16 protein-coding genes are annotated in these 12,430 nt (G+C 60.2%); 15 read left to right on the top strand and 1 reads right to left on the bottom strand.

Translation table 11 applies throughout. The annotated features are described in order from the left end of the window. Nucleotides 1-59 precede the first annotated feature (59 nt). The 15 genes from DM813_RS25175 (at nucleotide 60) to DM813_RS25245 (ending at nucleotide 11,914) form a co-directional block, all read left to right on the top strand. Nucleotides 60-539 carry a SycD/LcrH family type III secretion system chaperone gene (locus DM813_RS25175; RefSeq protein ID WP_128326109.1) on the top strand — a complete coding sequence of 160 codons (480 nt, stop codon included), beginning with the start codon at nucleotides 60-62 and terminating at the stop codon, nucleotides 537-539. A gap of 6 nt (nucleotides 540-545) precedes the next feature. Further along, entirely contained in the window at nucleotides 546-2,288 is a 1,743-nt protein-coding gene (gene sctE, locus DM813_RS25180; protein ID WP_128326110.1) for a type III secretion system translocon subunit SctE, read from the top strand. Nucleotides 2,289-2,298: 10 nt separating this feature from the next. Next, nucleotides 2,299-3,351 (top strand): IpaC/SipC family type III secretion system effector, encoded by a 1,053-nt coding sequence (locus DM813_RS25185; RefSeq protein ID WP_128326111.1) that lies wholly within the window; start codon nucleotides 2,299-2,301, stop codon nucleotides 3,349-3,351. Then, nucleotides 3,352-4,182 (top strand): IpaD/SipD/SspD family type III secretion system needle tip protein, encoded by an 831-nt coding sequence (locus DM813_RS25190; protein WP_128326112.1) that lies wholly within the window; start codon nucleotides 3,352-3,354, stop codon nucleotides 4,180-4,182. It begins immediately after the preceding gene. Next, a complete protein-coding gene (locus DM813_RS25195) occupies nucleotides 4,179-4,433 on the top strand; it encodes an acyl carrier protein (protein WP_128326113.1) in 255 nt (84 codons plus the stop codon). Before DM813_RS25190 ends, DM813_RS25195 begins: the two co-directional genes overlap by 4 nt. A gap of 220 nt (nucleotides 4,434-4,653) precedes the next feature. Continuing rightward, the gene (locus tag DM813_RS25200; protein WP_128326114.1) at nucleotides 4,654-5,337 is read left to right on the top strand and encodes a winged helix-turn-helix domain-containing protein; all 684 of its coding nucleotides are present in this window, start codon (nucleotides 4,654-4,656) and stop codon (nucleotides 5,335-5,337) included. 60 nt (nucleotides 5,338-5,397) lie between these two features. Then, nucleotides 5,398-6,540: a PrgH/EprH family type III secretion apparatus protein gene (locus DM813_RS25205; protein ID WP_128326115.1), complete on the top strand. Its 1,143-nt coding sequence runs from the start codon at nucleotides 5,398-5,400 to the stop codon at nucleotides 6,538-6,540. 3 nt (nucleotides 6,541-6,543) lie between these two features. Further along, entirely contained in the window at nucleotides 6,544-6,804 is a 261-nt protein-coding gene (gene sctF, locus DM813_RS25210; RefSeq protein WP_128326116.1) for a type III secretion system needle filament subunit SctF, read from the top strand. 41 nt (nucleotides 6,805-6,845) lie between these two features. Next, nucleotides 6,846-7,151, top strand: a complete 306-nt coding sequence (sctI, locus tag DM813_RS25215; protein ID WP_128326117.1) for a type III secretion system inner rod subunit SctI — start codon at nucleotides 6,846-6,848, stop codon at nucleotides 7,149-7,151. Further along, complete coding sequence (locus DM813_RS25220) at nucleotides 7,148-7,867, top strand: EscJ/YscJ/HrcJ family type III secretion inner membrane ring protein (protein WP_128326118.1); 720 nt, start codon at nucleotides 7,148-7,150, stop codon at nucleotides 7,865-7,867. Before sctI ends, DM813_RS25220 begins: the two co-directional genes overlap by 4 nt. Further along, nucleotides 7,851-8,414, top strand: a complete 564-nt coding sequence (locus tag DM813_RS25225; protein ID WP_128326119.1) for a hypothetical protein — start codon at nucleotides 7,851-7,853, stop codon at nucleotides 8,412-8,414. The genes DM813_RS25220 and DM813_RS25225 overlap by 17 nt, the downstream gene beginning before the upstream one ends. Continuing rightward, nucleotides 8,392-9,096 carry a hypothetical protein gene (locus DM813_RS25230; RefSeq protein ID WP_128326120.1) on the top strand — a complete coding sequence of 235 codons (705 nt, stop codon included), beginning with the start codon at nucleotides 8,392-8,394 and terminating at the stop codon, nucleotides 9,094-9,096. The genes DM813_RS25225 and DM813_RS25230 overlap by 23 nt, the downstream gene beginning before the upstream one ends. After that, nucleotides 9,086-9,487 carry a hypothetical protein gene (locus tag DM813_RS25235; protein ID WP_164897293.1) on the top strand — a complete coding sequence of 134 codons (402 nt, stop codon included), beginning with the start codon at nucleotides 9,086-9,088 and terminating at the stop codon, nucleotides 9,485-9,487. Before DM813_RS25230 ends, DM813_RS25235 begins: the two co-directional genes overlap by 11 nt. 31 nt (nucleotides 9,488-9,518) lie before the next feature. Then, nucleotides 9,519-10,835 (top strand): hypothetical protein, encoded by a 1,317-nt coding sequence (locus DM813_RS25240; RefSeq protein ID WP_128326122.1) that lies wholly within the window; start codon nucleotides 9,519-9,521, stop codon nucleotides 10,833-10,835. Between the two features lie 44 nt (nucleotides 10,836-10,879). Next, nucleotides 10,880-11,914 carry a quinone-dependent dihydroorotate dehydrogenase gene (locus DM813_RS25245; RefSeq protein ID WP_128326431.1) on the top strand — a complete coding sequence of 345 codons (1,035 nt, stop codon included), beginning with the start codon at nucleotides 10,880-10,882 and terminating at the stop codon, nucleotides 11,912-11,914. An 82-nt stretch (nucleotides 11,915-11,996) separates the two neighbouring features. Here the strand turns inward: DM813_RS25245 and rmf are convergent, their stop codons facing one another. After that, the gene (gene rmf, locus DM813_RS25250) at nucleotides 11,997-12,212 is read right to left on the bottom strand and encodes a ribosome modulation factor (RefSeq protein ID WP_128326123.1); all 216 of its coding nucleotides are present in this window, start codon (nucleotides 12,210-12,212) and stop codon (nucleotides 11,997-11,999) included. Nucleotides 12,213-12,430: the final 218 nt, after the last annotated feature.

The raw sequence follows: 12,430 nt of genomic DNA on the forward strand, positions 1-12,430 counted from the left end.
TGGCAGCGACCCTTGCAACGCTCTGGCCCAATGCAAGCGTCAGGTTCTAGGAGGTTTCGATGAAAGGCGATAACACACTGGATGAGGCCACTGCTGTCGGGGTGGTGGAGGCGGTGATTGCTGGTGCCAGTCTTAAAGACCTGCGTGGACTGGACGATGCGCAGATGGACAGCCTCTACGCCTTTGCCTACCAGTTTTACGAACAGGGCCGTCTCGACGATGCGCAGAGGCTTTTCCATTTTCTGTGCATCTATGACTTTTACAACCCGCAATACTGGATGGGCCTTGCAGCGGTGCACCAACTCAAACGCGATTACGCCAAGGCCGTTGATCTGTATGCCGTTGCCTTTGCTCAGGGTCGCAAGGACTACCGCCCTTTGTTTCACAGTGGCCAGTGCCAGCTGGCGCTGGGCAAGCCGGGCAAAGCCCGGTTGTGCTTCGAGTATGTGCTCAAGGACAGCGGCGACCCTCAGTTGAAGACACAGGCGCAAGCCGGGCTCGAAGCGCTGGATGCCCTGCGTGCCAATGAAAAGGAGTAAGAACAGGTGAGCATAGATTCCCTGGGCCGCGCCGCAGCGCAGCCAGCCGCCGATACCTCATCCGCCTATGCCAGCGCTGCCAGCGCGGCAGCGCGTACGCTTGAATTTGCGCATATCGCAGCACAGGCCTTGGCTTCGGTCAGTTATGCCGGTAGCGGCCGGTCGATCGCTGGTCGCCCGCCGTTGACGCCGCCTACAGTCCAGCAGACCGGTAGCCAGGCAAGCTACATCGAACTGCTGGCGGCGATCAGCGAGTTACTGGGCGATGTCGAGAATTACAAGCTCAAACAGCGGCTGGAGTTGCAAATGAGCAAGTACAGCGCCGCAGCGCAAGGGCATGCGCAACTTTCCGCCGACTTTGCGGCAGCGGTTGAAGCACTGGTAGCGGCTGAAGCTGATGTCCAGGTCAGCCAGCACCAGTTGACCCAGGCGCATGAGCGCGTTGACCACCTGCGACAGCAGGTGCAGGCCAGTGAAGAACGGCTGGCCAGCCTGCAGCCGGGAACACCTGAGCATGAGGCCGAGCGGGCACTGATGCAGTCGCTGCAGGGCCAGCTCCAAGAGGGTGAGGGACACTTGCAGAGCACGCTCGCGCAGCATCGCCAACAGGTGGCGGTCGCTGACCAGGCTGCCATCAAAGCTCAGGAGAAAATCGTTCAGGTGCAGCAGGCCGGGATCTCCGGAGAAACCGTCAAAGCCGATGCCCAGCGCCTGCTCAATACGTCTGGCCAGGCGCTGCTCATGCGCTTGCAGATCATTGAGTTGCTGGGTGAGTCCGCCGAGGAAATGGAGCGGTTCAGCCAAGAGCTGTTCCAGCAGTTGCAGAAGCAGATCCAGGAGCACATGAAGCTGGAATCTGAAAAATACCTCGAGGAGTTGCGCAAGGCAGAAGCCGCGCAAAAAACCGGCAATTGCTTGAGCAAAATCCTTGGTCCGCTGATCGCCGTTGTGGCAACCGTGGTGGGTGCGGTGGTGACCGCGGCTTCGGCCGGTGTCCTGACCGGTCTCGCCGTCGCGCTGGTAGGCGTGGCCCTGATGGCCACCGACAAGCTGGTCGAGCATACCTCGGGGGTATCGTTCATGGGCGAGGTGAGCAAACCGCTGATGAAGGTCGTGCAAGAGGCGATCAAGCTGTTCACCCAGATCTACGCCGAGGTGCTCAAAGAACTGGGGGTCTTTAGCGAGAAGACGGCGCAACAGATTGCCCAGATCGGCGGGATGATTGCCGGCATCGTCGCCACCATTGCTGCCGTGGCACTGGCAGTGGTGGGCGCCGGCGCGGTGTTGGGGCCGGTCATTGCCAAGGTCGCGGCGAAGATCGGCGAGATCATCAGCAAGATGCTGCCAACCCTGGTGCAGGCCCTGCAACAGGCGGCCAGCACCGCAGGCCGCAGCCTGACCCAGGCCATGGCCAAGCTGAGCAATGCGCTGGGCCTGAGTCTGAACAAAACCACGGTTTCGCTCTACGCCACGCGCGCCGAAATGCTGCTCGGCGTTGCCGAATTCGGCAGTGTGGCTGCGCAGTCGGCCTATCAGGTAAAGGGGGCGGCGCATCAGGAAAAGGCCGCCGACAGCCTGGCCGAAACGGAGGTGTCCCGCATCTTCAGCGAGGCGATGATTCAGTACATGAGCGAGATCCTCGAGCGCTACGGGAAGGCCATGCAGGTGCTTCTGCAGGAGGTGGAGAAGTTGCTGCAGGACTTGCAGCTTAGCTCGTCGATCAAGCAGCAAATGGCCAGGAATAATTGAAGGAGCACTCATGAGCACACTCAACGGAATTTCACCTTCAACCAGGCTGCTGACCGACTTCATCAGGCCTGTCACTGATTCACGCGGCATCATGAAAGCGCCGGATCCGGTACAAGTGGGAGAAGACCAGGTTCTGAGCGCGTCAGCCTTGCCCTGGGCCCTCCCTCACATGCAGCAATTGATGAGTACCGAGGACTGGACCTTGCGTGAGAAGGAACTGGCCCTCGAGTTGTACAAACGCACCCTGGAAAGGCTTGAGCGCGACAGTCCGGGCTTTGATCCGGGCGCCTGGGAAAGCCATGTGGACGTTCTGCTCGCAGCGGTCATTGCAGTGAACATTGCGCGCCTGGCCAACGCCCAGCTACGTGGTCACTACACCCTTGTCAGTGCCGAAGCGGCCAAGGCTCAGGGCGAAGCCATACGCGAGGCGGGTACCGCGCAACTGAACAGTGCCATCAGCGGTGCGGTGCTGACCGGGGTAATGGCGGGTGGTGGCGCCGCCCTCAACCTCAAGGGGCTGGCAGGCAAGCATGCGGATATCGGCCTGCACAAGCGCAATGCCATGGAGGCCGGCAATATTGCCGGCGATCTGCAGGTTCAGCGTGCGCGCAGTGATTTCGAGCCAGGTGTGCCGACCCGGGTGCGGACCCTGGATGATGCCGGCAAGCCGGGTACTACCGACTTCACCCCCAAGGGGCGTACTGCCAGCCCGGAGGAGCAGGCCTGGTTTGACAGCGAAATCCTCAAGGCGCAGAAGCAGGCCCGGCAATCGGAATGGCAGAGCCTGATGAACGAGAAGGGCTATATGAAGCCACAGCTCTATGGACAGTTGCTCAGCTCGTTGGCGACGACCGGCAGCAATGCCGTATCGAGCATGGTACGCCTCGATGAATACGCTGCCCGTGAGCGCGAACTGCAGCAGCAGAGTGCGCATACGATAACAAAGGGGCTGGCCGATGAGGTGGGGCAGAAAGACGCCGCTGATAGCAACCTGTTGAACAAGTTGATGGAGATGGTCTTGCAGATAATGCAGTCGCGTGCTGCGGCATCAGCTATTCGTTGATTGGGAGGTTTTATGGGCTATTTGGATGCAACGGTATCACCCCCAACGATGCTGTTGCCGTCGGTGAGAGTGAACGATACATGGCTGCCAAACGCAGCGGCGAAGGCCACGGCCATGGCCACACTGGCGGCACTGGCTCAGGAGCAATTTGAACTCACCAGCCAACCCCGCCCTGAGCACAGCCTGTCGGGCTTGCCGCCGGTCGTGCAGTCGGTCGACGGGTTCTTTGAAAAATTGACCGAGCTGATCGGCTTGATCAAGGAAAAGTACCTGAGCCAATACACCCATATCCTCGAAAGCTATCAGAAGTTCTTCGCGGCCTTCACCAGCAGGATCACCGCCGATATGCAGTGGTGGATCGGCAGTGCCGATGAGGGCAAAAAAGTCACGATCAGAGGCGATACATTTCATCGAGAATTCGATAAGTTGATACGCGATTTTTCCTTGCCTAATGCTGCTGCCGTGCTGTTTCCTGAACCGGGCCATCCTGAAGCGACCCTGGAGGACGCGCAGAAGTGGCAGGCTGCTCTGGGGCTACCGGCCAGCTCGGTAAAGCAGCTGCCAACGGGCGGCTATGGGGTGGTCATTGACCTGGCTCCGATCAGGTCAATGAAGGCGGGCACCCCGAGCAACTATCAGGTCTGGGACACTGCCAAGTTCCAGGCCTGGCAGCACGGCTTCAACGCTCAGGAAGAGGCCATGAAGAATCAACTGCAGGCCTTCACCCAGAAGTTCTCCAACGCCAACAGCTACCACGACAACTTCAACAGGACCCTGTCGGCACACATGAAGGAGTTCGCCGATTTGCTCAAGCACATGACCACGTTATGAGTAGCAATCTTGAACAACAGGTGATTGACGTGCTGGCTGCCTGCCTGGGCAGCGCTGGTCAGCACATCGCGCCTGGCGCCGACCTGGTGCATGACCTGGGCTGTGATTCGCTGAACATCGTCGAGATGGTCGAGGCGCTCAATGAGCGCTTCGACCAGCAGCTGGACCCGGGGGCTATCAGGCACTGGCGGCTTGTCAGTGATGTGGTGCGAACCGTTGAGCAGGCACTGGGGCGCTGCTTGGTCGAATAGTCCTACGCGCTCCTGTGGATTTGCTGTGGTGCGTCCGTAGGCTGAAACCTACATTTTTACAGGGAACAAGTTCCTATAGTTGTCTGCCTGCAAGCCGTCCCAGGTGCGCTTGCACTGAATGTGATGAGCGATGGCAGGCACTAGCCCAATGACAGCCTTGTATGGTCCCCCCGATACAGTCGCCTATACCTTCGAGGGTTGGCGTCTGTGCCCTGACGGTATGTTATGGCAAGCTGGCCGCGGCCAGCACCTGCCGCCCAAGGAGCGGCAGGTGCTGCGCTTGCTGCTGGCCAATGCCGGTCGGCTGGTGTCCAAGGACCGTTTGCTGGATGCTGTCTGGCCTGGGATGGACACCGCCGAAGAATCACTGACCCGCTGCATCTGCGTGCTGCGCAAGCTGTTCAAGGACCATCGACACCTGATCGTCACGGTCTACGGCCGGGGGTACCGGTTCAATGGCCAGGTGCAGCGCCTGGCAGACTTGCCCGACAGTCCCCCGAGGTTGCCTACCTTGGCCATCTTGCCGTTTCGCGGGCAGTTGCCGCGCGAGATGTTGATGTTCAACGAAACCCTCAAGTGCCTGGTGCGCAAGACCTTGAGTCAACGAGTCGAATTGTTGTCCTTTTCGGTGGCCAGCTTGTGTGCAACACCGCTGGAAGCCATCGATCTGATCGAATGCCTGGCGCCCGGTCAATACTTGTATGGCTATTGCATCGAATCCGCGGGGCGTTATCAATTGGCGGTCGAGCTGGTCAGCGGACACGACCATCTAATAGTGGATTGCCGTCTGTTCGCGGGTTGCCAGCAACAGGTGCTGGATCAGTTGCTCCGCTTTCTCGACGCCTGCTTCCCCTCGTTACCAGTGGCTATCAGGGAGCCATCAGAATCTCATCAGGATCGCTGACGCTGGCTACCGCAGACTTTGCATTGTTCGTGCTCGTTCACGTCTTTCAAGGGTGCCGGTATGCAAGAAGCCTCGACAGATTCCTGCGTCATGCGCGTGTTCAATGGCCCGATGGCAGGGTGCGAGTTTGTCCTGGCGGCAGGCTCGACCCAGGTCATGGTCGGGCCGGCTGCCGAAGTGGCATCGGTCACCGGGCAGGGTGTGGAATCGTCGCAAGTGTTGTTCATTGCGCTGGACCAGCAGGCGTGCAGTTTCGAGGTCTTGGTTGAGGCACCGGGCGTGATAAGGGGCCGGTTGTTGCAAACCTCGCCTGCGTCATGGCAGCAGTGGCCGATGCAGCAACAGCAGCAGGTCGGTGGATTGCAGATTGCCTTTCGCTTGAACTCACAAACCTGGTGCCTGCAGCAGGCGCCAGCAACTTCCCTTCGCAGGAACAACGGGTACGGCTCGTTGCACTGGGTCGCTGGCGTGTTTGCGCTGTGCGTCTTGTTGACGTCGGTCGCTGTCTGGTCGGTGCCCGATCGCACGAGCTCTGTACAGCAGCGCAGCGTTTCGGCATTGGTCGATGCTCATGCGCCTGTGCTGCAAGGGCGTGATCAGTTGATCTATGTGCTGGTCAACTCGCAGCGTGAGGCAACCTGGACTCGCCAGGTGCTGATGCGTCATCAACTGGAAGGGGTTGCGCTGATTGTCACGGCCCAGGAGCAACAACGGCTGGAGCGCAAGCTCCTGGCGCTCGAGCCCGGGTTGGCAATTCGGCTGCTTGACCTGAGCGTGCCGCAACATCCCGTGCTGGTACTTGCCGGCGAGCCGCCGGAGCAAGGGCTCAAGGAGCGTCTCGAGCAACATTTTCTGCTGATTGCGCCTTACGCCAAACACCTGGAGTTTCGCCTGCAGGACGACCAAGTCAGTGTCGAGCAGGCCGTTGCCGGCCTGCGTCAGATGGGTGTGCCGTTCCGGCGCGAAGACCCGCCAGGCAGTGTTGCCCTGCGCATCGAAGGCAACCTGCAGGACAGCCAGTTGGAGGCCGTACGGCGCTTCATCCGCGGCTTCGAACAGCAGTGGGGCACGCGTTTCGTGCACTTTTCCATCGTACTTCAGGACGACCGGCTCAAGGGCCTTTCGTATCAGGTTGGTGAGCAGGGCTATAGCAAGCCTTCGTCGACCTCCTGGCAATTTCAATCCACCCATACAGGTACTTGAGCCATGAGCGGCCTCGTAGATCCATTGCAGTTTCATGATGATTTTCTCGGACGCCAGGCGGCTGCCTTCGAAAAGGGGGCGAAAGGTTTGAAGGAGGCCCTGGACACGGCCCTGGAAGACCTGCAGGGCGATGCCTCGGACCCGGCGCTGCTGGCGGCGTATCAGGCGGCGTTCTCGTCCTACACCGTGTTCCGCAATGCTCAGACCAACACCGTCAAGGGTTTCAAGGATATCGACATGGCAATCATCCAGGCGGCTCGTTGATTGCCCCAAGGGGTTGTCCCTTGCACAGGAGAATGACATCAATGGCTATCGATTCCATTGCCGGTTTAGCCACGCAGGGCCCGGTCCAGGTGCTTCACGAAGGTATTCCCAGCGCACCGGTGTCCTTGCAGGACCGGCTGTTGCAAACCTTCGCCGAAGCGGCCCAGTCCAGCGATCAGCGCGTCACCGGCATCGAGCAGCTGCTGCAACGTGCGGACATCACCAGCCCGCAGGGGCTGGCGCAGTTGCAGGAGCAGATCGGGCAGTACAACGTCGATATCAACCTGTTCAACACGTTGGTACGCAAGGTTGTCGGCACCGCCGAAACCTTGTTGCGTCAGTCATGAAAGGGTGGATCGGGCTATTGCTGTGCCTGTGCCTGCTCGGTTGTCGCCAGCCCTTGCTGTTACAGGGACTGGATCAGCAACAGGCCAATGAGGTGCTGGCCTTGCTGCAACGCAACAACATTGCTGTGCAAAAAGTCGACACCGGCAAGAGCGGGTACAACGTTCTGGTGGCACAAATGGATTTCCCGGCTGCCGTGGATCTGCTGACCCAGTACGGCCTGCCTTCAAGAGCAAGAATGCAGGTGGCCGAAATGTTTCCCGCCGATGCCCTGGTCGCCTCGCCCCGTGCGGAGAAGGCACGGTTGTACTCGGCCATCGAACAACGCCTGGAGCAATCGGTAACGGCCATGACCGGGGTGGTCTCGGCACGGGTACATGTCAGCTACGACCTGGCCGCCGGTGAGGGTAGACGCAGCAGCGCGCCGGTGCACCTGTCGGCACTGGTGGTGCATGAGCCTGACAGTGAAACTGACATCATGATCGACGACCTCAAGCGCTTTCTCAGGAACAGTTTCAGTGATGTTGACTATGAGCACATCTCAGTCGTCCTGACCCCGCGTGCAGCCATCCAGCACCGTGCACCCCAGGAAATGCAAGTCAGTGTTGCCCGAGGGCTTTTGCCGTGGATGGTGCTGTTGCTCGTAACCGGCCTTGCCGCGGGCGCAGGGTGGTTGGGGTACCAGCGACGGGGGGCGCGCGATGTCGTCGCCAGTTGAGTGGATAGAGCGCATTACCCGCTACCCATCGTGCTACCTCAATGCCGAGCGTCTCGACATACCGGGCGACTGTCGCAACCCTGCGGTGTTGCGGGTGCTGGATGAAATCCTGTGCCAGGGGCTTGAATTACCCCCCTTGCCGCAGTGCTGGCCGGACGACGAGATGACCTTGCTGTGGCTCCAGCACTGGATGTTGTTGCCTGAGGTTGCGCGCTTGCTCGGTGCTTATCAGCTATGGCCGGCATTGGTTCGGGACGTTGCAACCCGTGAGCTGACACCGGCACAGCGTGCCTTTGCCTGTTGTGCATTGGGGCCGCGGAGTGGGTTCGACGCGCTGCCGACCCTGGCGCTCAAACCGCGCATCGAAGCCGTCGGTCTCAACGCCCTGCTGGCCTGGCAGGCGCACGTGCCAGCGGCCTTGCTGGCGCGTCTGGAACTGCAGTTTTCCACCGAAGTGGTCGCCTGCCAGGCGCAATTGCCGGCAGTGCAACCGGACAAGGGACTTTTGCTGATGGCCGTGCAACATGCTCGATTCATTGCGGCGTGAAGCCGAACTGCCGGGCCTGGATCCGGTGCATGTCTGCGCTGCCGAGCGCAGCGTTGCGCGACGTTGCCAGGCCCTTGAACGACACGCCAGGCAGGTGGCGCAACAACATATCGCCGAGGCACAGCGGCAGGTGCAGGCGATGCATGAGCTGGCCAGGCAACAGGGCTATGGCGAGGGTGTATTGCACGCTGCGCAGGACCTGGCCGAAGCCTTGCTTCACAGCCAGCGTCTGGCAGGGCAAGTGCGTCGGGAACTGATGGAGACGGTACGTGGCGTCCTCGACGAGGTCCTCGGTGAGGTGCAGTGGACCGAGGCGCTTGTCGATCAGTGGCCGGCAGCCAGCAACGAAGCTTGCGAACCGCTGCAGTTGATCGCGCCTCTACGACATAAACGCGACCACACGCGCCTGGTGGCTGCGCTGCGCCGTCAATGGGCGGGCCAGATCGAGGTCCAGTACCAGGCTCAGAGCCACTACCGCTTGCACCTGGGCGAACTGGCCCTGGAGTTTCATCCAGCGGTGGTCCAGGCACAGTTGGCGGAACAGGTATTGACGGGGTGTGACGGCCTGGAACGGGTCGACGCACAACTGGATCAAGGCGCACGGGCGACCCTGACAGATTGCCTCGATCGCTGGCTGGCAACCCCCGAGCCAAGTGAAGAGGCAGGCAAAGATGCGGATTGAAGGTGTTGTGCAGGGGGTACTGCAAGCTGCGGAGGTGGTGCAGCCTCTGGCGTCCCGAATGGGGCCGGCGTCCGAGGCGTTTGACGACTTGTATAGGCAGTTGCGCAGCATGGACGGGCAGGGCGCAGCGGCGTTGTACCAGTGCATCCGCGAGTGGCCAGACGGGCAGGGCGGCGGGTCTGCCTACCGTACCGTGGCCGCGCAGATGGCGGTGGTTTTGCAGGTCTTGCAACAACTCAAGGCTGACGGCCTTGAAGATGATCCGCTCTACCAGAAGATGCTCGGTGTGAATAGTCGGGTGTTCGGGCTCGAGTTGCAGATGAAGGCGTTTTTGCAACAGGCAATGAATCCACAGTGGGATGAGGACAGTCGCGAAGCGGTTGAGTGGTAGTTGGTTTTTGACTTTTAGAGGAAGTAGTCAGATGTTAAATACAATCACCGGTAACTCGGTCCTCAATGTTGCTGCCTTGACACCAGCTGGCGTTACATCCAAAGCCTCGAATGTACCCGGCCATGTAGTCATCGAGATGCCAGAGGGGCTCCTGGCAGACGCTGCCAGCATAGCGGCGCTTCCTGCCGATATCGTGATTGGGATAGACGCAGACGTTGAAGGCATATGGCAAGAGGTGCGTACTGATTTGCCTGATCATGTGCGCATCGATGTAGACGGCTTGCGAAATTTCCTCAGTGATAGACGCGTAGAATGTGCCAGTGATTTCGGCACAGCGCTGGAAAGTTACAGCGCTGGTCGTTCAACCCAGACGGTCGAAGACCGCGTTCAGGTCGTGGTGGATTTTTTCAGGGATGTTTGGAATACGGATTTTCTGAGTAACCTGCGCACATCCGCACTCATCAACATGCCATCGGTTTTCGCCCTGACCTTAGCCCGTGGATTTCTCGCCAGTGCCCTCTCTGCAAGCGTCTCCGGCACTGCAGCGGTAGCGCTGGGGGCAGCCGTCACCGCGTTGCCTTTGATCCTCACGGCAGCCGCAGTCGTCCACCATGAATACAACGCTAGCGCGACACCCGCTTATCGGGCATCACAGCTGGCATTTCTGGCGGGGTCGGGGGCGATTCTCACAGCGGCCATGCTGAGCGATCCTGTTGCGATCTTCGGCGGGCTCTCCGGGGCTGCGCCAGCAGTCGCGTTGTACTGCCTTTCCCGTGACGTGTATGCATCATTTCATGGGCTGGGCAGTGATACGGCGCTCAGTCTTCCAGCCAACCTGATTGACGCACTGAGTTACGGAGCCATGCAGTTTTCTGCCGGGGCGGCGGTGGTGGGGATGGAGGCAGGACTGGCCAGCATGGTCGTCAGTTCCGCACTCAATGCAGTGATCGAAACGGTGGAGCCGGCCCTGAACGAAGCGTTCTCCCAATGGATGTCTGAACGCCCTGAAGCCCAGCAGCAACCGGATGACGATCAGGCGTTTCGTCTGGGGTTCAATGTTTCGCTACCGGGTTGGCAGCGTCTGGTTGAAAGATTGGAGAACACCGGCATTCCACGCATGACGGCGTTCTCGATGCTTTCCGCTGGCGTGGCTACCGCCACCACCATTGGCTCGATGACGGGGCTGAGTGACAGCAACCAATACTGGCTGGCCAACGGGGTGGGAGCATTGATGGCGACGTATATTCTGACCCCGTTCTATCAAAGCCATGCCCTGCAATCAGTTGCACCCACTGCAACTACTGCATCTACTACACCCAACCAACTCGCCGAAGTGGTGGTTGTTTAGCTATAATCGCCGCCCCATCGCCGCCACCCGAGTTCATGCCGCCCATGTATACCCTGGCCCGCCAGCTGCTGTTCAAGCTCTCCCCGGAGACCTCCCATGACCTGTCCCTGGACCTGATCGGTGCCGGTGGCCGCCTGGGCCTGAACGGGCTGCTGACCAAGGCGCCAGCCGCGTTGCCGGTCACGGTGATGGGCCTGGAGTTTGCCAACCCGGTAGGGTTGGCGGCAGGCCTGGATAAAAACGGTGCGGCCATCGACGGTTTCGCCCAGCTGGGCTTCGGTTTTGTCGAGATCGGCACGGTCACCCCGCGCCCGCAGCCGGGTAACCCCAAGCCGCGCCTGTTCCGTCTGCCGGAAGCCGAGGCGATCATCAACCGCATGGGCTTCAACAACCTGGGCGTCGACAACCTGCTGAACCGGGTGCGGGCGGCAAAGTACCGCGGCATCCTGGGTATCAACATCGGCAAGAACTTCGACACCCCCGTCGAGCGTGCAGTGGATGACTACCTGATCTGCCTCGACAAGGTCTATGACCAGGCCAGCTACATCACCGTCAACGTCAGTTCGCCCAACACCCCGGGCTTGCGCAGCCTGCAGTTTGGTGACTCGCTCAAGCAGTTGCTCGACGCCCTGGCTGAGCGCCGTGGCCAACTGGCTGCCCAGTATGGCAAGCATGTACCGCTGGCGATCAAGATCGCCCCGGACATGAGCGACGAAGAAACCGCCCTGGTGGCGGCGGCACTGATCGAGTCGGGGATGGATGCGGTGATCGCGACCAACACCACGCTGGGTCGTGAGGGCGTTGAAGGCCTGCCGTTTGGCGACGAAGCCGGTGGTCTGTCCGGTGCGCCGGTGCTGGAAAAAAGCACGCATATCGTCAAGGTGCTCGCCGCCGAGCTGGGCGGCAAGTTGCCGATCATTGCTGCGGGCGGCATCACCGAAGGCAAGCACGCCGCGCAGAAAATCGCTGCGGGTGCCAGCCTGGTACAGATTTATTCGGGGTTCATCTACAAGGGGCCCGCGTTGATCCGCGAGGCAGTGGATGCCATTGCGGCCCTGCCGCGTTTGAAACGGGCATAAAAAAGGGCCCCTTGAAGGGGCCCCTGGGCCTTAGCCCGCCGCCCGGATGGGGCGCGCATGGTGAATGAATTCAGTTCCTCGCTCAGCCAACGGCGTGAAGTTCGTTGAGTCTATGAATGCCCGCAGTGCCGGTCATACCGTCCCAGTTGTCGCCACGTCCTTCGCGCCAGCCGTTAATCCAGGCTTGGCGTACCGACGGTAGAGTAAAAGGGCAAAGCTCGCGGGATTTGCCGGCAACCCCATAGTGGTAGCCTCGTGTAAATGCTTTTTCCAACGGATCACGCTTAAGTCTTCTCATAGGGTGTTGCCCTCACTTGTTGACTGTAATGTCCCGTCGGCCTCGTCTGAGGCCGGGCAGAATCGTTCTGCCGGTGTGCGCTCGCTGCCGGCGTGGCGAGCAAAAGTGTTGTCCCGTTGCGGTGACAACCTGAGATGATTTCTAACCAATGCACGACACAGTGTGAATGATCGTTTTGTCATAAGGGCGTAACCTTTCTGAGGGTCACAGGATAAGTA

The organism is Pseudomonas alkylphenolica (assembly GCF_004025535.1).
Taxonomy (GTDB): Bacteria; Pseudomonadota; Gammaproteobacteria; order Pseudomonadales; family Pseudomonadaceae; genus Aquipseudomonas; species Aquipseudomonas alkylphenolica_A.

Bases quoted from the DNA above. Each gene is read 5' to 3' on its own strand.
- sctF (WP_128326116.1), top strand. From the start codon at position 6,544: ATGAGCGGCCTCGTAGATCCATTGCAGTTTCATGATGATTTTCTCGGA.
- DM813_RS25225 (WP_128326119.1), top strand. From the start codon at position 7,851: ATGTCGTCGCCAGTTGAGTGGATAGAGCGCATTACCCGCTACCCATCG.
- DM813_RS25205 (WP_128326115.1), top strand. From the start codon at position 5,398: ATGCAAGAAGCCTCGACAGATTCCTGCGTCATGCGCGTGTTCAATGGC.
- DM813_RS25245 (WP_128326431.1), top strand. From the start codon at position 10,880: ATGTATACCCTGGCCCGCCAGCTGCTGTTCAAGCTCTCCCCGGAGACC.
- DM813_RS25200 (WP_128326114.1), top strand. From the start codon at position 4,654: ATGTTATGGCAAGCTGGCCGCGGCCAGCACCTGCCGCCCAAGGAGCGG.
- sctI (WP_128326117.1), top strand. From the start codon at position 6,846: ATGGCTATCGATTCCATTGCCGGTTTAGCCACGCAGGGCCCGGTCCAG.
- DM813_RS25240 (WP_128326122.1), top strand. From the start codon at position 9,519: ATGTTAAATACAATCACCGGTAACTCGGTCCTCAATGTTGCTGCCTTG.
- DM813_RS25220 (WP_128326118.1), top strand. From the start codon at position 7,148: ATGAAAGGGTGGATCGGGCTATTGCTGTGCCTGTGCCTGCTCGGTTGT.
- DM813_RS25195 (WP_128326113.1), top strand. From the start codon at position 4,179: ATGAGTAGCAATCTTGAACAACAGGTGATTGACGTGCTGGCTGCCTGC.
- DM813_RS25235 (WP_164897293.1), top strand. From the start codon at position 9,086: ATGCGGATTGAAGGTGTTGTGCAGGGGGTACTGCAAGCTGCGGAGGTG.
- DM813_RS25185 (WP_128326111.1), top strand. From the start codon at position 2,299: ATGAGCACACTCAACGGAATTTCACCTTCAACCAGGCTGCTGACCGAC.
- DM813_RS25175 (WP_128326109.1), top strand. From the start codon at position 60: ATGAAAGGCGATAACACACTGGATGAGGCCACTGCTGTCGGGGTGGTG.
- rmf (WP_128326123.1), bottom strand. From the start codon at position 12,212: ATGAGAAGACTTAAGCGTGATCCGTTGGAAAAAGCATTTACACGAGGC.
- DM813_RS25230 (WP_128326120.1), top strand. From the start codon at position 8,392: ATGCTCGATTCATTGCGGCGTGAAGCCGAACTGCCGGGCCTGGATCCG.